Origin of the sequence: Lutimonas saemankumensis, from assembly GCF_020171465.1 — a bacterium.
GTDB lineage: Bacteria > Bacteroidota > Bacteroidia > Flavobacteriales > Flavobacteriaceae > Lutimonas > Lutimonas saemankumensis.
This window is the reverse complement of record NZ_JAIUZR010000006.1, coordinates 346,990-368,539: the sequence shown is the minus strand read 5'-3', so window position 1 is coordinate 368,539 and position 21,550 is coordinate 346,990. Positions and strand designations below refer to the sequence as shown.

The following is a 21,550-nucleotide window of genomic DNA, read 5'->3' as shown; positions in this document are numbered from 1 at the left end:
ACACAAGCCTGTTAAATTTGTTGTAAATACCTAAGGTTATTCATACATTTGTTTGCTTCAATAATCGTATTAAATGGAACATTTTATCGTATCAGCCAGAAAATACCGTCCTCAGGTATTTAGTGATGTCGTAGGCCAGCGGGCCATAACGAACACCCTGGAGAATGCGATAAAAAACGATCACTTGGCACAGGCCTTGCTATTTACCGGGCCGAGAGGTGTTGGTAAAACAACGTGCGCCCGAATTCTGGCAAAACAAATCAATCTTGAGAGTCTTGAGAGCCCAATGGCAGATGAGGATTTTGCCTTTAATATATTTGAGCTTGATGCGGCTTCAAATAATTCGGTGGATGATATCAGAACCCTGACGGAACAGGTAAGGATTCCTCCTCAGACGGGTAAGTTTAAAGTATATATCATTGACGAGGTCCATATGCTTTCTCAATCGGCTTTTAATGCGTTTTTAAAAACGCTTGAAGAGCCACCCGCACATGCCATATTTATTTTGGCAACTACCGAAAAGCATAAAATCATTCCAACGATCCTGTCCCGATGCCAGATTTTTGATTTTAAACGCATTGGTGTGCTGGATATAAAAAATTACCTGCACAAAATAGCCAAAGGGGAAAATGTCACTGCAGAGGATGATGCCTTGCATATTATTGCTCAAAAAGCAGATGGGGCCCTGAGGGATGCCTTATCAATTTTTGACAGGGTTGTGAGTTTTTCAGGAGATCAACTGACCAGAAAGGCTGTTGCGGACAACCTCAATGTGCTGGATCACGATGTGTATTTTCAGGTCACGGACCTCTTGCTGGACAATAATATCCCACAGGTTCTCATTACACTGAATAATATTCTGACAAAGGGCTTTGAAAGTCATCATTTTGTAATAGGGCTGGCTTCGCATTTCAGGGACCTCCTCGTCGCGAAAGATCCTGAAACTGTCCAACTGCTCGAGGTTGGGGATACCACTAAAAAGCAGTATCTGGAACAGGCAAAGAAATCTGATTTACGATTTTTAATGAGGGCCATAGATCTTGCCAATGAATGTGATTTAAATTTCAAAAGCAGTAAGAATCAAAGGCTTTTGGTTGAACTTACTTTAATGAAAATTGCTTCCATCACATTTGATGGCAAAAAAAAAATCTAAACGATTTATAATTCCTTCGTTTCATTTTTTAACCACGACAAAACAGGTTTCACAACCGGCAATGCCTGTTACTGATCGAACTTCAGTGGTAGCTAAAGTTGCGGTTCCTAAACGCGAGCATGAGCATCCTCCTGCTGCCAAGAAGGAAACGTTGTCGGTCCCAACGCCTGCTAAAAACATAGAAAAGCCGAAGCCCTTAAAGGTAAAGCCCGGAGAGCGCAGGAATTCCGCCCTTTCTTTATCAAGTTTAAAACGGAATAAAAAGGAAGAAGAAGAGCGGATCAAAAAGAATAAGGAGGAACAGGACCAACAAAAAGATCTTCCCAAAGATCCTTTCACGGAAGGAACCTTTTTGGAAGTTTGGAATACCTATGTCAATGATCTGCATGTAAAAGGAGAAAAAATTCTGGCCTCTATTTTAAAAGCAGATGCTCCAAAATTAGTTGGAACTCAAATACATGTAACCTATCCCAATGAATTGATGAAGGTTGAATTATTGAAAGTTCGCCCAAAAGTTTTAAGGCATATCCGAAGAAAACTGAATAATTATGAAGTGGATTTCGAAATTTCCGTCAATGAGGATACCACCAAACGATTTGCTTACACACCTCAGGAAAAATACGAATTGCTTAAGGAAAAAAACGAAGCCATTTCCTTGCTGAGAAAAAAATTCAATCTGGAACTTTAAATACAAAGCGAAGAAATATGTTAGGACTCAAATTTGAAACTGAGACTTCCTGGGTGGAAGTTGCTAAAAGCGGTCTAAAACAGGTGCTTACCGACCATGCATTTGCCGAACAGAAGGCTGCATCCAATGCAGTTTCAATCATTATCAATTATTCTGAAGAAACTGAGCTGGTTCAGGCCATGAGCGAGATTGCCATAGAAGAAATGGAACACTTCAAAATGGTTCATGATTTTATGGTGGCCAGAGGCATGGTTTTAGGGAGAGAACAAAAAAATGATTACGCCAAACACCTCCATTCTTATTTCCCGAAAACGAATGACAGGACAGACGCCTTGATCCAAAGACTTTTGATTGCTGCTCTGATTGAAGCCAGAAGCTGCGAAAGATTCAAAGTCTTCTCTGAAAACATAGAAGACCAGGAATTAGCCCGCTTCTATCGTGACCTTATGGCTTCTGAAGCGAATCATTACACTGTTTTTCTTGGATTCGCCAGAAAATATCAGGACCGTAAGATTGTGGATCAAAAATGGGATGGTTTACTGGCTTACGAGGCCGAATTCATGCGAAACAGAGGTACCACAGCCAGGGTCCATGGTTAACCAGACTGCCTTCCTAATTGATAAATCGAATGGAAAGCGGATAATGTATGGGTTCTCCGTTGTTAACCTTTATTGCGTTGATTACGGGGAAAACAAGACATAAGATCCCAATGGCAATTAAACCGAGAATTCCTAAGCCAATCAATAAAATAAGCGGTACACAGATCAAGGCATACAAAAACATACTCAACTGGAAATTAATAATACTTTTCCCGTGTTCATCCATTTCATAGATTTCGTCTTTTTTACTGATCCAAATAACTAAAGGAACGATGAATCCTCCAAATCCTGTAACAAGATCAAGTAATTGGCTAAGATGGGTAAGCATTAAGGTTTGTCTGTCTTCTCTCATTTAAATATTTTTCTATTTGACGCAGACAGATTCAAAATGTTACATCAAGGTAAAATCAAATGTATGTACCTTTGCAACGATCGGATAAAGAAATAAAAAATGCAAAAAGGCTCAAGTTTAAACAAGGATACAATTATTGCACTGGCAACCCCTTTTGGAATCGGTGCTATAGCCGTGATACGATTGTCAGGTCCCGGGGCCATCGAACTTGTCAATTCGATTTTCCGTCCGCGAAAAAAAGGTAAAAATCTGAAGACGGTTTCTTCACATACCGTTCATCTGGGTTTTATCGTCGATGAGGACAGAATTATTGATGAATCTTTGGTTACTGTTTTTAAAGGGCCCCATTCGTATACCGGGGAAAATGTCGTTGAGATTTCCTGCCATGGTTCGGCCTACATTCAACAAGAAATCCTTCAACTCATGATCAGATCGGGAGCCAGACATGCAGAGGCCGGAGAATTTACCCTTAGAGCATTTTTAAATGGAAAAATGGATTTAAGCCAGGCTGAGGCAGTTGCCGATGTCATTGCCTCCGATTCACAAAGTTCGCACAGTATAGCCATGCAGCAAATGCGAGGAGGATTTTCAAACGAGATCGCCCAATTGAGGGAAGAATTATTGAACTTTGCTTCACTGATCGAACTGGAACTTGATTTCTCAGAAGAAGACGTGGAATTTGCTGACCGATCGGAATTTCAGGAACTGATCAACAGGATAACTAAGGTTCTAAAAAGACTAATTGATTCTTTCGCCTTGGGGAATGTTCTAAAAAATGGAATACCGGTAGCCATTGTAGGAGAACCTAATGTGGGGAAATCAACGCTGTTAAATGCTTTGCTGAATGAGGAAAAAGCCATTGTAAGCGATATCGCAGGAACCACACGTGATGCCATCGAAGATGAAATTGTATTACAGGGAGTCACCTATCGTTTTATTGACACAGCCGGAATTCGTGACACCCAGGATATTGTAGAAAATATAGGGATCCAGAAGACTTATGAAAATATTGAAAAGGCCCAACTCGTCCTTCATCTGATTGATGCAATTCAAATTAAGGAGTTCAGCAAATTGATTCAGGAAGAGAATAACCTTCAGGAAAAATATCCTGAAAAGAAAATATTAACCCTAATTAACAAATCTGATCAGTTATCTCAGGAGAAACAAAATGAAATCACTGCGGCTCAACCTGACTGGATATTGATCTCGGCTAAAGAAAAAACAGGTATCGATGTTTTGCTGGACCATTTGACTCAGCTCGTCAACACCGGAGCTCTTAGCAACCAGCAAACAGTAGTTAGCAATTCCCGCCATTTTGAAGCGCTTAACAAAGCATATATCGCCTTGAATGAAGTCCAGAAAGGAATGGATGACAATATCTCAAGTGACCTGATGGCTATTGATATCAGGCAAGCCTTATTTCATCTGGGGGAAATCACTGGTGAGATTACTACGGATGATCTTTTGGGCAATATTTTTGCCAATTTCTGTATCGGGAAGTAATTCAACAAAATAAACCATCCTTAAATATTAATAAACCTTCCATAAACCCTTTATTTAAAGTATTTTTAATCTATCAGCTAATATTTATTCATATTCCAAATAAGTTTAATTGGTAATTATTTGTACCCCTCTTGTACCTCAAAATAAAAAAACATTTAAAATGCAATTGATTTATTTATTATATTGCACTTAAATGCATCTAATTACACTTAATTACTCTTATATATACTTATCGTCACTTAAATAAATGAGTAGCAATATTAAAATTGAAAGAATATGTGATAATTGTGGTGAGGCCTTTACAGCGAGAACCACTAAGACTAAATACTGCTCCAAAAAATGTAATAGTCAACATTATAAAGCAAAGCTTAGACAAGAAAAAATTGAATCAAGCAACAAAGAAACAGTTAAAACAATTATGTTTCCTTTAGATCAACTTAGGGCAAAAGAATTTTTAACAGTAAAAGAGGTAGCAACATTACTCAACTGTTCTATTAGGACTATCTACTATTATATTGATCAAGGAAATATTAAGGCTGTTAATTTGGGTAAAAGAATGACCCGTGTAAAACGTTCTGAACTAGATAAACTTTTCAACTAAATGATAAGCAAGGTAACATTGAGAAAAAAATCCATCTCTAAAGGACGGTATAGCTTGTATCTTGATTTCTATCCTCCAATATATACATCAAGCTCAGATAAAACAACACGCCGAGAATTTCTAAGACTATGGATTTATGAAAAACCTAAAAATTCCATCCAAAAGCAAGAAAACAAACAGACATTATTGTTAGCCGAACAGATAAGGCTGAAAAGGGACAATGAAATAAACAAACCAGAAGTTTATACTCCATTCGAACTTGAACAAATAAAGGCTCAAGAAAGAGGTGAGAAATCCTTCCTTAATTACTATGAGTCTCTAATGAAAAAACGAAAGGGGTCAACTTACCTTGTTTGGCTAGCCACTTTGAAACATTTGAAGAGATTTGCTGATGACAATATTAAATTTAAAGATATTGATGAGAGATTTTGTAATGATTTCAAAGATTACTTAACACATGCAAACCGTATTAAGGGAAACAAAAAATTAAACCGAAATACTGCCAGCAGTTATTTCAACAAATTTAAGGCATCTCTAAAACAAGCCTTTAAAGATGGTTATATTACAATAGATATAAATTCTAAGATTGAAGCTATCAAAGAAGCTGAAACCAGGAGAGAATTTTTGACATTGCAAGAATTGGAGTTATTGGCCAATACGCCCTGTAAAAATACTTTACTAAGAAAGTTTGCTATTTTTTCGGCTTTAACCGGATTAGGATTTAAGGAGGTTCAAAATATGGTTTGGAAAGATATCTCCTACCAAGAAAACCAAGGTTATCTCGTAATTACAAAAAGGCAAAAGACTCAACGTGATAATTACCTTCCAATACCAAATCAGGCATATGAACTACTTGGAGAACCTGGTAAACCAGACGAGAAAGTCTTCACAGGCTTAAAGTATTCAGCTTATCATAATCGTCAATTACTCGATTGGCTTGATGATGCTGGAATCGAGAAAAACTTAACTCCTCATTGTTTTCGTCATACCTATGCTACATTACAACTTCAAGCAGGTACAGATCTGTATACCATTTCAAAGATGTTAGGGCACAAAAACTTGAAAACCACACAGGTTTACGCGAAAATCGTTGATCAATCCAAGCGTGACACTGTTGATAAAATTAAACTTAACTTTTAGCAAATTTTACTCACTATGAAATTCTTTACAGATTTAATTGCCAAAAGCTATCTTGAATATACAAAAGAAAATGATGACAATATTGCTCAGTTTTATTTCCAGGAATTTTATAAAGTTAGACCTGAAGCAAATGCTAAAGATATTTATTCAAAAAAACAGTTTTATACCAAGCTGATTACAAAACTTGATTCTTTAATTAACAAATCCATTTCAAAAGAAAGAATTACAATTGGAACTGAGACTTTAATACAAGCCTTTTCTGCAACTCAAGCTGAAATTGATGACATATATCTGGAACTTGGACATGAGCAGAGAGATGAAAAAAATGAGCGTATTGTAAGTAAAGAGGAATTGGACTATTATTTTGAGAGACCTAATTTATCATTTATTGAGCCTCTCTGGGAAACATGCGATGATGCTGCAACATTAATTTACGGTATAAAAAAAGCTAAAATAGAATTAAAAGATCCTATCTCAATTATTAATCCAAGTGTTGATATTCATAAGAAACTTTTGGTTCTGCGTAAATCAAAATTAGAATATTTGAAAGAAGAAGCCATTAGAGCAAGTCAAGCAAAGACCATTGCAGAACTTGATAGTCACCCAGAGCTCTCGGATAAAAACATAGTAGCATCGAAAGAATCAATTAAGGAAGAAAACCTAATATCACCGGAAGAAAGAACAGTTAAAGCTATTAAAGATTCTTTTGCACAACTAGGTTCTAAGGGATGGTCATATGCGTTTACATATGAAAAAGAGTTTGATGAATTTGTGGATATCCTCGCATTGATGTTAGAGGGTAAGTCATTTATAATCCCTATTAAACATTTCAAACTTAAAACACGTACTAGAACAAATGTTTCCGCCGTATTAAAATCTATACATGATGATTTAAGTAATGCTGATAACTTAAAAAATGATACTCCCTTTTTTCAATTAATAAGAACATTATCTGTATATGAGGGGATGGATGATCGAGCCATTTACAATTCTTTAACAAAATAAATCTTATTTATATCACTGATTTTCAGTGATCCCAATTATCCCATAAATACCCCCATAGCCACATCATACATTGACCATAATTTTGTCCTGAAATCAAGTACAAAGTGTATTTGATAATTAATATAAATTATTAAATAATGGAGAAAATTAACACCTTCGATTCGCTGCCAAACATGGTATACGAGCTAAAAGAAAAGATGGACTACTTCACCAGTATAGTAGAATCTCTAAAACCTGAAAAAGAATCAAACAAACTACTTACAATTGAGGAAGCTGCCAAATTGTTAGACCTAAAAGTATCTACCATGTACAGTAAAGCCAATAAAAATGAGCTTCCCTTTATGAAAAAAGGTAAAAAACTTTACTTCTTTAAAAGTGAACTCCTTAGTTATGTAAAGTCAGGCAAAATTCCATCTATTGAAGAGATTCATGACAGAGCAAAAAATTACTTAAACAATAAAAAATAATTCTATGAAATCAAATATGAAAGATTATAAGCCCAATAATAGTAAAGAAAAATTACCTGTTTTTCCAGATTCTTTATATCCTCAACTTCCTCAATTTCTTCAAGACGTAGTGATTCATGCCTCGTCAAATCAAGAAAGAGATATGCTCTTATTAGGGGCATTAACTAGCATAAGTTCTTGCATACCTAAATTATATGGATTCTACGATGGTGAAAAAATATATGCAAACTTGTATTTATTTGTCACAGCTCCACCTTCATCTGGCAAAGGCAAATTAAATCTATGTAAAAAGATCATATTACCAATACATGATTCTTTAAGAGAAGAAACCGAAGAATTAAAGTTTAAATATAAAAATGAACTAGCAATTTCAAAGATAAATAAAGAAACTAAGGCACCTAAAAGTCCTGCAGATAAAATGCTATTTATCCCTGCTAATAACAGCAGCACAGGCATGTTTCAATTACTCTCTGATAATGATGGTCGAGGTATTATTTTTGAAACTGAAGGAGATACTGTAACACTGGCCCTAAATTCGGATTATGGAAATTATAGTGATGGTTTTAGAAAAGCCTTTCACCATGAGACTATATCATATTATCGCAGAACTGATAAAGAATTTGTTGAAATTATAAGCCCTTGTTTATCCGTAGTTCTATCAGGTACACCTGGTCAAGTTAAATCCTTAATTCCAAATGCAGAAAATGGATTATTTAGTCGTTTCGTTTTCTATTATCTTGATTTAGAATCTGATTGGAAAGACGTCTTTAAACATACATCTAATGGATTAGAATCATTCTATACTAATTTAGGGTCTCAATTCTTTGACTTCTATGAAAAATTGAATCGAAACAATGAAATTGAGATCTTTCTATCTAAAAGTCAAAGAACTGATTTTCATACATTCTTTAAAAAATTACAGGAAAAATATCTCTACATTGAATCAGATGAATATATCGCCACAATAAGACGTTTAGGTATTGTCGCCTTCAGGTTTGCTATGATATTCACCTCACTAAGAATCATGGAAGATGGAAACGACTCACAAAAACTAGAGTGCTCTGACATAGATTTTAGTAATGCCCTTAAAATGATCCCTGTTCTCGATCATCATAGCCGGATAGTATTTTCTGCATTACCCAAAGAAAGAAAACCTTTACAATTTAAAAATTTAAAAGAGCAACTTTTAGATTCATTACCGAAAAAATTCAATCGTAAAAAATATTTAGATATTGCAAAGGAAATTGGAATCAATCCCAAAACAGCTGAAGGATATATTACAAAATTCATTGATAAAGGTTTTATATATAGAGAACAAAATAATCACTACATAAACACTTTGGTCCAAGAAAATAAGGATTCTAAGGATCTTAAGGATACAAAAAATAAATCCGTATAATCCTTTAAATCCTCATATTCCTCACCCATAAATCATGAGAACTTAAATACCATTTTCCCTTAAGTGCAGTAGGTGATCAAATCAAGAAACTAAAATCAAATTATTTATAATTAACTTACAATATTCTATGAAAAATAAATTCAAAATTACAGGCCTCTATTATGAAGTTCAAGACTTTAAACTAAGAAAATACCTAAATATAAGAAGAAAGAATTCATTGATTGAAAGACCGGACATAATGGTTATTATGATGAATCCGGGAGGTTCCAAACCTGTAGACGGAATCGATAATAACATTTTGGAATCAGAGGCAATACCGGATAGAACCCAAGATCAAATCATGAAGGTTCTGACAGCCTGTAAGCTTGAGTATGCACGGGTTTTGAACCTTTCTGACATACGCGAGCCTAAGTCCAAACAAATGCTTTTAAAAGTCTTAGAAATGGACAAGAAAGGTATAGCTCATTCCATATTTGATGATCGAAGAAAAGATGATTTTGATTCACTATTCATTAAGGATGTTCCTGTACTTTTTGCCTGGGGTGTAGGGAAAGAATTAAAGATTTTAGCGGAGAAAGCTATTGAAGCCATTGATAATGATAATCCAATTGGCTTAAAGAAAGAAGGTGTTGATTGGGCCTATTATCATCCCCTCCCACAAAATTTTCAAAAACAAGATGAATGGGTTGATAATATAATTGAAGCATACAATAAGTTTGCTAAACAAGGAGCTGTCTGAACGAGTATTTACATTTAGACTAGCTTTCATTCTGATTCTTTATAAGAGATCAGTTACAATTTTTTACTCATAATAAGGATCAACTTTACTTTGTCATGAAATTCATTCTGATTGTAGGCCCCTGGTTTCCAAAGCTATGTTAACATATTGCATAGTTATCGATGCATTCATTCACTTTCTGATCGATAACGGACAATATGTGGTAAATAGCCGCTTCCCAAGGCTCCACCCTCGCCTTCCCTTCTCTCCAACGTTCATATATCTCATATTCTTCTCTCTTTGAATAGATATACTAATCACTTTATGGCGGACTCATTTTTCCTCAAGGTATATTGAACTCTGCCTCTGTTTCTATCAAAAAATGATATGACTTCCGAAATTTTCTACAGCTAATTCTCATAAGTGGCTATATACTATTGGTGTAGCCCCCCATTCAATCATATGGGGAAAACCGTTTCTCACTCAAAACTTGGGTAGGGGCAACTTTCTTTTGTCTTTTTATTTCCAGACGTGCAGGGTCACAAGGATTCTGCCTTAACTATTCGAGAGACTGATTCCTGACTCTTGAACTAATTCCATTTAATTATGAAGATATTCAAATCAAAGCTTCGGGAGGTATCCGCTGTTTACAAAACAAGTGATGTTGTACCGAACGTAAAGATTAGTCAATCAAAAGATGTTGCAGATTATATCCGTCAAGTTTATCCTGTTGAGATCAATATTCGCGAAGCTATGGTCGTTTTATTCTTATCGAATTCAAATAAATCCATTGGCTGGAGTATTGCAAGTATTGGGGGTATAACAGCGACAATTGTAGATGTAAGGCTCGTTCTAAGGGATGCTTTACTCACTCAAGCCACAAGTATCATTTTGGTCCATAATCATCCTTCAGGATCGCTTAATCCAAGTAAGTCCGACCTTTCAATTACCCATAAAGTAAAGAAGGCCGCAGAATTAATGGACATTAAACTATTGGATCATTTAATTCTTACAGAGGATGCTTATTTTTCCTTCGTTGACGAAGGGAAATTATAATAAGAGGTTCGAATCCAGGGGGTCCACAATTCTAAAAATTAGAGGAGCTCTACAAGAAATTGCGGGGCTCACTTTATTCATATCAAAACAATCAAATCAGGAAATAATAAACAACCCATTTACTTCGTTTAGGATTGATTAATTTAATTATTTGAACAATTCAACAAGAAGGTGATTAATTTTAACATTCTACCTTGTAATTTCATGTTACTAATGACTAAAAACAAAGAATCTAACTCATAATTAAATGGTTAAATTTCCGTTAATTATACTAAGAAGTTATAAACTTTAGTATCTTTGTATTCGACATGAAGCAGATTTTTCATAAAATATCATCGGTTTTGATGGCCATTGTCGTCCTTTTCTCTACAATGTCATTTACTGTAAATATGCATTACTGTGGTGATACTTTGGCAGAAACTGCTATCTTTCATAAGGCAGAAGGCTGTGGAATGGAAATGGAGAAACCTTCAACCGAAGGTTGTGACATTGCAAAAAAGAATTGCTGTAAGGATGAGCAATTAGTAATTAATGGTCAAGACGAACTACAATTACAAGTTGACAAGATTTCTTTTGAACAACAAATATTTATAGCTTCATTTGTTTATACTTATATTAACCTTTTTGAAGGTTTAGACAAGAATGTATCTACTTATGAAGAATATAGGCCTCCACTCGTCATAAGGCAAATCTACAAGCTCGACGAGACTTATTTAATTTGATTTTTAAACAATAGACTGTTGTATCCTATGGCTTATGTCATATGGATAATTTCCTGTATTCGGTGTTTTCTTAACACTATTGTCTAATTGTTTAATTATCAAAGCCAATGCTAAACAAAAGCATAAAATTTCTAATAGAAAATAAACTTGTTGCCGTATTATTACTCGTACTATTTATAGGATGGGGAATTGTAAATGCACCTTTCAATTGGGATACTGGTTTTTTACCAAGTGATCCCGTAGCCGTGGATGCCATACCAGATATTGGGGAAAACCAACAAATAGTTTTTACCAAATGGGACGGTCGTTCGCCACAAGACATAGAAGACCAAATCACTTACCCTTTAACAACCTCACTCTTGGGTATTCCTGGTGTAAAAACCATCCGAAGTTCGTCTATGTTTGGCTTTTCCAGTATCTATATCATTTTTGAAGAAGATATAGAATTTTACTGGAGCAGAAGTCGTATTCTCGAAAAACTCAATTCCTTACCAAGTGGTTTACTACCCGAAGGAGTTAATCCTGCTTTAGGTCCAGATGCCACAGGATTAGGACAAATATATTGGTACACTTTAGAAGGTCGTGATGAAAACGGTAATGTTACTGGTGGCTGGGATTTACAAGAGTTGCGCAGTATCCAAGACTACTATGTAAAATATGCCCTATCCTCTGCAAGTGGTGTTTCCGAAGTTGCTTCAATAGGTGGTTATGTCCAAGAATACCAAGTGGATGTAAATCCAGAATTAATGCGTCAATACAATATTGGATTACATCATGTTGTAAAAGCCGTTAAGGAGAGCAACAAAGATATTGGTGCACAAACCATTGAAATCAATAACGCAGAATACTTAGTGCGTGGTTTAGGTTATGTGAAATCTATTGAAGATATAGAAAATGCAGTAGTCACTTCCGAAGATTATACATCAATCAAAATAAAAGATATTGGAAAAGTCTCATTAGGTCCAGCAACAAGACGGGGATTATTGGATAAAGAAGGTGCGGAAGTCGTGGGAGCTGTTGTGGTAGCAAGATACGGGGCTAATCCAATGGAAGTCATCAATAACGTAAAAGAGAAAATCAATGAGCTAAGTGCTGGATTGCCATCAAAAGTGTTAGCGGATGGCAGAACATCACAAGTGACAATAGTGCCCTTTTATGATAGGACAGAATTAATTCAAGAAACATTAGGCACACTTAATGAAGCATTGACTTTAGAAATCCTCATAACCATTCTGGTCATTATCATTATGGTCTTTAATCTTAGAGCTTCAGTATTAATTTCTGGCTTATTGCCTGTGGCGGTTTTAATGGTTTTTATCGCAATGAAACTATTTGGTGTGGATGCAAACATAGTAGCTCTATCTGGTATTGCTATTGCTATTGGTACCATGGTCGATGTAGGGGTAATACTTTCAGAAAATATTATAAGGCATTTGGATGAAGATAATGATTCACAATCCATTAATACAGTAGTTTATAACGCAACAGCTGAAGTGTCTGGTGCAATCGTAACGGCAGTAATGACCACTATTATTAGTTTCATTCCCGTATTTACAATGATTGGTGCAGAAGGTAAATTATTCAGACCATTAGCCTTTACGAAAACTTTCGCTTTAACAGCGTCTATTATTGTGGCCTTATTCTTAATACCACCATTTGCCTCTATTCTATTCAGAAAGAAAAGCATTAATACAAATTTTAAATACGTTTTAAATGGTGTTTTAATAGCATTAGGTATTACAGCAATAATTTATGGATATTGGTTGGGGTTAATATTGGTAGGTTTTGGAATCGTTGCACTAATTAAGCAACACAAAATACTATTTGAGAAACAGACTAACATTATCAATATAATCATTTCAGTATCGGCGATAGTATTCTTGTTAGCCGAATATTGGAGACCCTTAGGAGTTGACAAAAGTATCTTCTGGAATCTCATTTTTGTAAGTGTAATTTGCTTTGGCTTATTAGGCGTTTTCTCATTATTCATAAAAAACTACACACGTATTTTAAGGTGGTGTTTAGATAACAAATTTTTGTTTTTATCACTTCCAACGGCTATTGTAATAGCAGGGTTTTTCATTATGAAGAACACAGGCAAAGAGTTTATGCCATCATTAAATGAAGGTTCATTTCTCTTAATGCCAACCTCAATGCCACATTCTGGTGTAGAAGAAAATAAACGTGTATTGCAGCAATTAGATATGGCTGTTGCTAGTATTCCAGAGATTGAAACTGTCGTAGGAAAAGCAGGTCGTACAGAATCCGCTTTAGACCCAGCACCAATGTCAATGTATGAAAATATGATTCAGTATAAACCAGAATATATGCTGAACGATAACGGAAAGCGCCAACGATACAAAGTAAGTGATGAAGGTTTATTTGAACTAAAGGATGGTCGTTTTATTTCAAACCCTAATAATTCCGAAAATGTCAACTTTATCACAGTTAAAAGGTCTCAATTAATTGAAGATAATTATGGTGAGTACTATCGTAATTGGAGACCAGAAATACAATCACCAGATGATATTTGGAATGAAATAATAAAGGTTACAAAATTACCAGGTGTAACCTCCGCACCAAAGCTACAACCCATTGAAACCCGATTAGTAATGCTTCAAACAGGTATGCGAGCACCAATGGGAATAAAAGTAAAAGGTCAAGACTTGAATCAAATTGAAGCGTTTGGAGTTCAACTAGAAAACATTATCAAGCAAGCTGAGGGTGTTAAAAAGGAAGCCGTATTCGCTGACAGAATTGTTGGTAAACCTTATTTACTTATTGATATAGACAGAGATAAAATAGCTCGTTATGGTATTTCTATCCAGGATGTCCAAGACGTGTTAAAAATCGCTGTTGGCGGTATGGTATTAACACAAACAGTTGAAGGTCGTGAGCGATATGGTGTTCGAGTACGATACCCAAGAGAATTGCGAGCAAATCCAACAGACATACAACAGATATATGTGCCAGTTGAAAAAGGTAGTCCAGTTCCTTTAAGTGAATTGGCAACCATTCGTTACCAACAAGGTCCACAAGTCATTAAGAGTGAAGATACTTTTTTAGTAGGTTATGTATTGTTTGATAAATTGGATGGATTTGCTGAAGTAAGTGTTGTTGAAAACGCACAAGCGCTTATTCAAGAAAAAATAAATTCTGGTGAATTGATAGTTCCAAAAGGAATCAACTATGCATTCACAGGAACTTACGAGAATCAATTACGAGCAGAAAAAACTTTATCCGTTGTTGTACCATTGGCCTTGGCAATTATCTTTCTAATACTGTATTTCCAATTTCGCTCAGTGGGAACATCATTAATGGTCTTTACAGGAATAGCAGTAGCTTTTGCGGGGGGATTTATAATGATTTGGCTATACGGTCAAGATTGGTTTTTAAACTTCAATTTCTTTGGGGAAAATATACGAGACTTATTCCAGATGCACCCAATTAATTTAAGCGTAGCTGTTTGGGTTGGGTTTATTGCACTCTTCGGAATTGCAACAGATGATGGTGTTGTAATGGCAACCTATTTAACTCAAACTTTTGACAGGAATACACCAGAAAATAGGAACGAAATAAGAGCATCAATAGTAGAAGCGGGTGAAAAACGAATAAGACCATGTTTAATGACTACAGCGACCACAATTTTGGCATTGTTACCAGTACTAACCTCAACAGGACGTGGAAGCGATATTATGATCCCTATGGCAATACCGAGTTTTGGTGGAATGCTAATAGCCTTAATAACCTTATTTGTCGTACCAGTATTATTTAGCTGGAAAGCGGAGGTTCAACTTAAAAGACCTACAAAATGAAACAGATAAAATCATACATAAAAACAGTCTTTATTTTTTGTTCTATATTTTTTGTTCTCAAAGGAAATGCACAACAATTAGATTCACTTATTGATATAGCCTTGACAAACAATCCTGAAATTCAAAAATTTGAGTTGCAATATAAAAGAGCTTCGGAACAGGTAAACGAGGTCAATAATACTCCCAATACCGCATTTGCTGTCGGGTATTTTGTAAGTGAACCAGAAACACGAACAGGTGCGCAAAAGTTTAAAATATCGGCTAATCAAATGTTGCCATGGTTTGGTACAATTACTTCAAGAGAAAAATATGTGAGTTCATTGGCTGAATCTAAATACGAAGACATTGTCATTGCCAAAAGAAAACTAATGTCTTCAGTATCACAATCCTATTATAATTTATACGCAAATGAAGCAAAGCAAGAAGTGTTGAGAAAGAATATAAAGTTATTGGAAACCTATGAAACTTTGGCACTAACATCGGTTGAGGTTGGTAAAGCTTCTGCTGTAGATGTGTTGCGGTTGCAAATGCGTCAGAACGAAATGCAACAATTAAAGGATGTTTTAAAGCAACAATTTTTAGCAGAACAAACAAACTTTAATAATCTATTAAATAGAGCAAATGATGTAACGGTTAATGTAATAGAGGGTTTAACTATACCATCGGAAGATTTTGAAATCAATTCTGAAAAATTAGCATTACATCCCGAATTATTGAAATATGACAAGCTCTACCTATCAGTGGAACAATCTGAATTGCTAAACCAAAAAGAAAGCAGCCCTATGATTGGTTTTGGGTTAGATTATATCAATGTAGAGAAACGTCCAGATATGGATTTTAGTGACAATGGTAAAGATATTTTGATGCCAATGGTTTCATTAACAGTCCCAATTTTCAACAAAAAATATAAATCGCAAACAAAACAAAACGAGTTGCAGGAACGAGAAATATTGGCACAAAAACAAGAACGATTAAATACGTTGGAAACGGTTTTGGACAAAGCAATAAAGGATAGAATTTCTTCAAGAATAAGTTATTCTACCCAAACTAAAAACTTAAAGCAAGCGAAAGATGCAGAAAACATTGTAATCAAAAGTTATGAAACTGGAACCATAGATTTTAATGATGTTTTAGACATTCAAGAACTGCAATTAAAGTTTCAAATTAATCAAATAGAATCTGTGAAAACTTATTATGTGCAGACTACAATAATTAACTATTTAACGCAGTAATCATGAAACACACATATCACATACACGGAATGACCTGCAACGGATGTCGCAGTCACGTGGAAGAATCGCTCTCTAAAGTGGAAGGGGTTTCAAAAGTAACAGTTGATTTGGATAGAGCTGAAGCTACTATCAAAATGGAATTACATATTCCTATAGAAACTTTTCAAGAAGCCTTAAAAAAGGATGGTAATAGCTACAGCATTTTTAAACCAGGTGAACATCATCAGCATTCAAAAGCTAAAAAGAAAGAGCAACCCAAAGGAAATGACACAGGTACATTTTATTGTCCTATGCATTGCGAAGGCGATAAAACATACGACAAACCAGGCGATTGTCCTGTTTGCGGAATGGATTTGGTAGAAGAACAAAATCTATCTACATCAACAGCAGAACAATGGACCTGTCCTATGCACCCAAAAATCGTTAAAGACGAAGCAGGTTCGTGCCCTATTTGTGGGATGGATTTAGTACCCATGCAACCTGACCTTTCAGCAGAAGAAAAGACCTATAAAAAACTATTAAAAAAGTTTTGGATTGCCACAGCATTCACCTTACCAATTTTCTTAATTGCTATGAGCGAAATGCTCAATAACAATCCATTATACGATGTAATGGAACAGAAATATTGGAACTGGATTCAGTTTACATTATCAATTCCAGTTGTGTTTTATGCCACTTGGATGTTCTTTGAACGTGCCTATAAAAGCATTAAGACGTGGAATCTCAATATGTTTACGCTCATTGGAATTGGTGCTGGGGTAGCGTGGTTGTTTAGTGTAATTGGAATGTTATTTCCCGATGTGTTTCCAAGTGAATTTAAAACAGAATCAGGTGCAGTCCACGTCTATTTTGAAGCATCAACGGTAATTCTAACATTGGTGCTTTTAGGTCAATTGTTAGAAGCTCGCGCACACAGCAAAACCAATTCGGCAGTAAAAGAACTGTTGAAATTCGCACCAAATAAAGCTATAAAAATTGTAGATGGTGAAGAAGTTGAAGTCAGTATTGACGAGATAGAACTTAATGATATTCTAAAAGTAAAACCAGGTGACAAAATTCCTGTAGATGGTGTCATCACGGAAGGCAATACAAGTATTGACGAATCAATGATTACAGGTGAGCCTATTCCTGTAAACAAAGCTGAAGATGATAAAGTAAGTAGCGGTACAATCAATGGGAATCAATCCTTTTTAATGAAAGCCGAAAAGGTTGGAAGCGACACCTTATTATCTCAAATCATACATATGGTGAATGATGCCAGTAGAAGTCGTGCACCTATTCAAAATTTAGCTGATAAAGTTTCGGGTTATTTTGTGCCAGTTGTAGTAATCATTTCGGTTATCACATTTATTGTATGGTCAATTTGGGGACCAGAACCAGCTTACGTCTATGCGTTGGTTAATGCAATTGCAGTTTTAATTATTGCGTGTCCGTGTGCATTAGGTTTAGCAACGCCAATGTCTGTAATGGTTGGTGTGGGTAAAGGTGCTCAAAATGGTGTATTGATTAAAAATGCCGAAGCTCTTGAAAAAATGGACAAGGTAAATGCACTTATTGTTGACAAAACAGGAACAATTACCAAAGGAAAACCAACCGTAGAAACCGTTGGTGCTTTTAACAATGCTTTGAGCGAAAAAGAGGTGCTACAATACATCGTTTCATTAAATACAAATAGTAAACATCCTTTAGCAGAAGCTACTGTAAAATACGGAAAAGAACATATTACTGAAATACTAGAGTCCCAAGACTTTAGCGCGGTTACCGGAAAAGGTGTTGAAGCAAAAATTGATGGTAAAAAAGCAGCATTGGGTAATCCTAAAATGATGGAATATACCAAAGCAGACCTTACATCTACGATGAAAGAGGAAGCCAAAGCCTATCAAAAACAAGGTAAAACAGTTTCTTATTTAGCGATAGATAAAATCGTTGTTGGTTATGTAGTTATTGGCGATAAGATAAAGGAAACAAGTGCCAAAGCTATTAAAGCACTTCAAGATAAAGGTATTAATGTAATAATGCTTACAGGTGATAATCACGATACTGCACAAGCAGTAGCATCAGAATTGAATTTGGCAGATTTTAAAGCCAGTATGTTACCAGAGGACAAGCTCAAAGAAGTTGAGAAACTACAAGTAAATGGAAAAGTAGTCGCCATGGCAGGTGATGGTATTAATGATGCACCAGCATTGGCTAAAAGTGATGTGGGAATTGCTATGGGAACAGGAACAGATGTTGCCATTGAAAGTGCAATGATAACGCTGGTGAAGGGAGATTTACAAGGCATTGTAAAAGCACGAAATTTAAGTGATGATGTAATGAAAAATATCAAGCAAAACTTATTTTTTGCACTTATCTACAACACAATAGGTGTACCTATTGCGGCAGGAGTTTTATTTCCTTTTATCGGAATATTACTATCGCCAATGATAGCAGCTTTAGCAATGAGCTTTAGTTCAGTTTCGGTTATAGGTAACGCATTAAGAATAAGAAATATCAAAATATAATAATATGAAAAAATACATAATTTATTCAGGTATATTAATAGTAGGTCTATTATTAGGTTGGTGGATGTTTGGTGGTTCATCAAATGAAAAAACAGACCATAATCACGATAAGGTTTCAGAAACAAATCAAATGTGGACGTGCTCTATGCATCCACAAATTATGCAACCAGAACCAGGCGATTGTCCCATTTGTGGTATGGATTTAATTCCTGCTGATGGTGGAAGTGATGTATTGATGGCGGACCAATTCAAACTGACTGAAAATGCAATGGCCTTAGCCAATATTCAAACAACCATTGTGGGTAAAGGAAATGTAGAAGGCAATACCATAAAATTATCTGGTAAAATTGCTGAAAACGAGGAAGCCAATGCAGTTCAGGTCAGTTACTTTGCTGGCAGAATTGAACGGTTGGATGTGAGATTTACAGGTGAAAAAATTCGTAAAGGACAGCTTTTGGCGACCATTTATTCGCCTGAATTGTATGCAGCACAACAAGAATTGATTACAGCAGGGTCTTTAAAAGATTCGCAACCTGATTTATACAGAGCTGTTCGTAACAAAATGAAGTTATGGAAGCTATCTGAAAATCAAATCAATCAGATTGAAGAAACCGGAAAAGTGCAAGAAAATTTTCCTGTCTATGCAACCGTTTCAGGAACAGTTACAGAAAAGTTGGTAGAGCAAGGGGATTACATCAAACAAGGTCAACCTTTATTAAATATTTCTAACCTCAACACTGTTTGGGGTAATTTTGATATCTATGAAAATCAGATTAATCGCTTTAAAAAAGGACAGGAAGTATTGATTACAACCAATGCTTATCCCAACGACAAATTTAAAGGTAAAATCGATTTCATAGACCCAATCCTAAACACCAAAACAAGAACCGTAACCTTGCGTGTGGTTCTAAATAATATGGATGACAGGTTTAAACCTGGAATGTTTGTAATCGCACATATTGAAAGTTCTACAAGTAACAATGGCGAAGATTTAACTATTCCTGTAACTGCTGTTTTATGGACGGGTGAGCGTTCAGTGGTTTACCTTAAATCAAATCCAGACCAACCCGTTTTTGAAATGCGAGAAGTAACCTTAGGTAATAATATAGGCGATAATTATGAGGTATTCACTGGACTGGATAACGGCGATGAAATAGTTACTAATGGAACTTTCACTATCGATGCCGCGGCACAACTCCAAGGTAAAAAGTCTATGATGAATAAGGAAGGAGGAAAAGTAGTGACTGGTCACGAAGGACATTTGGGAATGGACAACAATTCAGTCAATAAAGAAAATGATCTTACCAATATGAATGAACGTTTGATAGTATCAGAGAAATTTCAAGAACAGTTAAAAATTGTTTTCAATGAGTATATTCATTTAAAAGATGCTTTAGTAAAAGAAGATTCAAAAAGTACTTCTGCAAGTGCATCAACTTTATTAAATAATTTGAGTGAAGTAGATATGAAATTGTTATCAGATAACAAGGCGCATAACCATTGGATGTCAATAGAAGGCGACATAAAATCTTCAGCTACTCCTATTTCAATGTCTTCTAATATTAAAGAGCAAAGAGAACACTTTAAACTTCTATCATCTCACTTAATTAATGCTGTACAACTCTTCGGAATCAACGAAAAAATCTATGTAGAATTTTGTCCAATGGCAGATAACAACAATGGTGCGTATTGGTTGAGTAAAGAAGAAAAAGTAATCAATCCATATTTTGGTGAAGCAATGCTAACCTGTGGAGAAGTAAAACAAGTAATAGAATAAATCAAAACAAGTATAAATATTAAATTTTAAACAATGAATTTTTCAAAGAAAAATCACGAACACAAAAACAAAAATGTAATCAAGGTGAGTAAAAAAGTAATTTTAAGTATCGCTGTATTAACAGCATTAGCTTTAACAAGTTGCAAAAACGAAACTAAAAAAGAAACGGAAACAGCCACTACAGAAGTTTCAAATGAAATGGCAATGACAGACCTGTCTTTTGGCGTAAGGGGAAACTGTGGTATGTGTAAAAAAACAATCGAAAAAGCAGCCAACAGTGTTGAAGGTGTTGCAAGTGCTAATTGGGATGTCGATAAAAAGAAGATTGATGTGTCTTTTGATGATACAAAAACCGATGCAATGGCAATTCATAATGCTATTGCCGAATCAGGATATGATACCGAAAAAGTACAAGGTGATGAGCAAGCCTATAAAAATTTAGCTGGATGTTGTCAATATGACCATAGTATGGAGATGAAACGATCCGGTGAAGCAGAAGATCATTCAAACCATGATCACTGATGCGTTTTTTATTAGTTTCAACAGAAAACAACTGCGAAATTTATTTAGTAAAATAATTAAACCGAGTGATTTTCATTCGGTTTTTTTATGATCAATATTGACAAAGGAATTAGTATTGTACTCATTTTTGACCCTACCCTGTCAAGTATTAATTCAATTCACCTAAATCTTTCAACATTAGACATAAATAACCATAATATTTAAGTGCAGTTTAAAACCAACTTCAACATGGATACAGAATAATTTAAGAATGACTTTTTGCACAACTATTGCATTAATTAATTGCTATATTTGACC

At 35.3% G+C, this 21,550-nt stretch carries 16 protein-coding genes and 1 pseudogene; 16 read left to right on the top strand and 1 reads right to left on the bottom strand.

The features are described 5' to 3' along the window. Positions 1-73 precede the first annotated feature (73 nt). Both LCM02_RS15805 and miaE read left to right on the top strand, forming a co-directional pair. Positions 74-1,841, top strand: a pseudogene (locus tag LCM02_RS15805) (DNA polymerase III subunit gamma/tau). 17 nt (positions 1,842-1,858) lie between these two features. Then, positions 1,859-2,440, top strand: coding sequence for a tRNA-(ms[2]io[6]A)-hydroxylase (gene miaE / locus LCM02_RS15800; protein WP_224932210.1), 582 nt, complete (start codon positions 1,859-1,861; stop codon positions 2,438-2,440). 13 nt (positions 2,441-2,453) lie between these two features. Here the strand turns inward: miaE and LCM02_RS15795 are convergent, their stop codons facing one another. Continuing rightward, the gene (locus LCM02_RS15795; RefSeq protein WP_224932208.1) at positions 2,454-2,792 is read right to left on the bottom strand and encodes a DUF4870 domain-containing protein; all 339 of its coding nucleotides are present in this window, start codon (positions 2,790-2,792) and stop codon (positions 2,454-2,456) included. Between the two features lie 99 nt (positions 2,793-2,891). Between LCM02_RS15795 and mnmE the strand changes: the two genes are divergently transcribed. From mnmE to LCM02_RS15725, 14 genes are all read left to right on the top strand, one after another. Continuing rightward, on the top strand, positions 2,892-4,295 hold the full coding sequence (mnmE, locus tag LCM02_RS15790) for a tRNA uridine-5-carboxymethylaminomethyl(34) synthesis GTPase MnmE (RefSeq protein ID WP_224932206.1): 1,404 nt from the start codon (positions 2,892-2,894) through the stop codon (positions 4,293-4,295). A 247-nt stretch (positions 4,296-4,542) separates the two neighbouring features. After that, positions 4,543-4,896: a helix-turn-helix domain-containing protein gene (locus tag LCM02_RS15785; protein ID WP_224932204.1), complete on the top strand. Its 354-nt coding sequence runs from the start codon at positions 4,543-4,545 to the stop codon at positions 4,894-4,896. Beyond that, positions 4,897-6,036, top strand: coding sequence for a site-specific integrase (locus LCM02_RS15780; RefSeq protein ID WP_224932202.1), 1,140 nt, complete (start codon positions 4,897-4,899; stop codon positions 6,034-6,036). A gap of 15 nt (positions 6,037-6,051) precedes the next feature. Next, positions 6,052-7,041 (top strand): hypothetical protein, encoded by a 990-nt coding sequence (locus LCM02_RS15775; protein ID WP_224932200.1) that lies wholly within the window; start codon positions 6,052-6,054, stop codon positions 7,039-7,041. Between the two features lie 137 nt (positions 7,042-7,178). Continuing rightward, positions 7,179-7,508, top strand: coding sequence for a helix-turn-helix domain-containing protein (locus LCM02_RS15770; protein ID WP_224932198.1), 330 nt, complete (start codon positions 7,179-7,181; stop codon positions 7,506-7,508). A gap of 4 nt (positions 7,509-7,512) precedes the next feature. Continuing rightward, a complete protein-coding gene (locus LCM02_RS15765) occupies positions 7,513-8,907 on the top strand; it encodes a DUF3987 domain-containing protein (RefSeq protein WP_224932195.1) in 1,395 nt (464 codons plus the stop codon). 127 nt (positions 8,908-9,034) lie between these two features. Beyond that, a complete protein-coding gene (locus LCM02_RS15760; RefSeq protein ID WP_224932193.1) occupies positions 9,035-9,646 on the top strand; it encodes a hypothetical protein in 612 nt (203 codons plus the stop codon). 585 nt (positions 9,647-10,231) lie between these two features. Further along, complete coding sequence (locus tag LCM02_RS15755; protein ID WP_224932191.1) at positions 10,232-10,681, top strand: JAB domain-containing protein; 450 nt, start codon at positions 10,232-10,234, stop codon at positions 10,679-10,681. Between the two features lie 308 nt (positions 10,682-10,989). Beyond that, positions 10,990-11,403, top strand: coding sequence for an HYC_CC_PP family protein (locus tag LCM02_RS15750; protein WP_449566804.1), 414 nt, complete (start codon positions 10,990-10,992; stop codon positions 11,401-11,403). Between the two features lie 107 nt (positions 11,404-11,510). Then, complete coding sequence (locus LCM02_RS15745) at positions 11,511-15,218, top strand: efflux RND transporter permease subunit (protein ID WP_224932187.1); 3,708 nt, start codon at positions 11,511-11,513, stop codon at positions 15,216-15,218. After that, positions 15,215-16,450 carry a TolC family protein gene (locus tag LCM02_RS15740; RefSeq protein WP_224932177.1) on the top strand — a complete coding sequence of 412 codons (1,236 nt, stop codon included), beginning with the start codon at positions 15,215-15,217 and terminating at the stop codon, positions 16,448-16,450. Before LCM02_RS15745 ends, LCM02_RS15740 begins: the two co-directional genes overlap by 4 nt. Positions 16,451-16,452: 2 nt before the next feature. Continuing rightward, positions 16,453-18,954: a heavy metal translocating P-type ATPase gene (locus LCM02_RS15735; RefSeq protein WP_224932174.1), complete on the top strand. Its 2,502-nt coding sequence runs from the start codon at positions 16,453-16,455 to the stop codon at positions 18,952-18,954. Between the two features lie 4 nt (positions 18,955-18,958). Then, entirely contained in the window at positions 18,959-20,731 is a 1,773-nt protein-coding gene (locus LCM02_RS15730; RefSeq protein WP_224932172.1) for an efflux RND transporter periplasmic adaptor subunit, read from the top strand. Positions 20,732-20,764: 33 nt separating this feature from the next. Continuing rightward, positions 20,765-21,253 carry a heavy-metal-associated domain-containing protein gene (locus LCM02_RS15725; protein ID WP_224932170.1) on the top strand — a complete coding sequence of 163 codons (489 nt, stop codon included), beginning with the start codon at positions 20,765-20,767 and terminating at the stop codon, positions 21,251-21,253. The last annotated feature ends 297 nt before the right edge of the window (positions 21,254-21,550 follow it).

Excerpts from the sequence above, each read along its gene's own strand:
- mnmE (WP_224932206.1), top strand. The coding sequence starts at position 2,892 with ATGCAAAAAGGCTCAAGTTTAAACAAGGATACAATTATTGCACTGGCA.
- LCM02_RS15750 (WP_449566804.1), top strand. The coding sequence starts at position 10,990 with ATGAAGCAGATTTTTCATAAAATATCATCGGTTTTGATGGCCATTGTC.
- LCM02_RS15725 (WP_224932170.1), top strand. The coding sequence starts at position 20,765 with ATGAATTTTTCAAAGAAAAATCACGAACACAAAAACAAAAATGTAATC.
- miaE (WP_224932210.1), top strand. The coding sequence starts at position 1,859 with ATGTTAGGACTCAAATTTGAAACTGAGACTTCCTGGGTGGAAGTTGCT.
- LCM02_RS15765 (WP_224932195.1), top strand. The coding sequence starts at position 7,513 with ATGAAATCAAATATGAAAGATTATAAGCCCAATAATAGTAAAGAAAAA.
- LCM02_RS15795 (WP_224932208.1), bottom strand. The coding sequence starts at position 2,792 with ATGAGAGAAGACAGACAAACCTTAATGCTTACCCATCTTAGCCAATTA.
- LCM02_RS15785 (WP_224932204.1), top strand. The coding sequence starts at position 4,543 with ATGAGTAGCAATATTAAAATTGAAAGAATATGTGATAATTGTGGTGAG.
- LCM02_RS15740 (WP_224932177.1), top strand. The coding sequence starts at position 15,215 with ATGAAACAGATAAAATCATACATAAAAACAGTCTTTATTTTTTGTTCT.
- LCM02_RS15730 (WP_224932172.1), top strand. The coding sequence starts at position 18,959 with ATGAAAAAATACATAATTTATTCAGGTATATTAATAGTAGGTCTATTA.
- LCM02_RS15735 (WP_224932174.1), top strand. The coding sequence starts at position 16,453 with ATGAAACACACATATCACATACACGGAATGACCTGCAACGGATGTCGC.
- LCM02_RS15755 (WP_224932191.1), top strand. The coding sequence starts at position 10,232 with ATGAAGATATTCAAATCAAAGCTTCGGGAGGTATCCGCTGTTTACAAA.
- LCM02_RS15780 (WP_224932202.1), top strand. The coding sequence starts at position 4,897 with ATGATAAGCAAGGTAACATTGAGAAAAAAATCCATCTCTAAAGGACGG.
- LCM02_RS15775 (WP_224932200.1), top strand. The coding sequence starts at position 6,052 with ATGAAATTCTTTACAGATTTAATTGCCAAAAGCTATCTTGAATATACA.
- LCM02_RS15745 (WP_224932187.1), top strand. The coding sequence starts at position 11,511 with ATGCTAAACAAAAGCATAAAATTTCTAATAGAAAATAAACTTGTTGCC.
- LCM02_RS15770 (WP_224932198.1), top strand. The coding sequence starts at position 7,179 with ATGGAGAAAATTAACACCTTCGATTCGCTGCCAAACATGGTATACGAG.
- LCM02_RS15760 (WP_224932193.1), top strand. The coding sequence starts at position 9,035 with ATGAAAAATAAATTCAAAATTACAGGCCTCTATTATGAAGTTCAAGAC.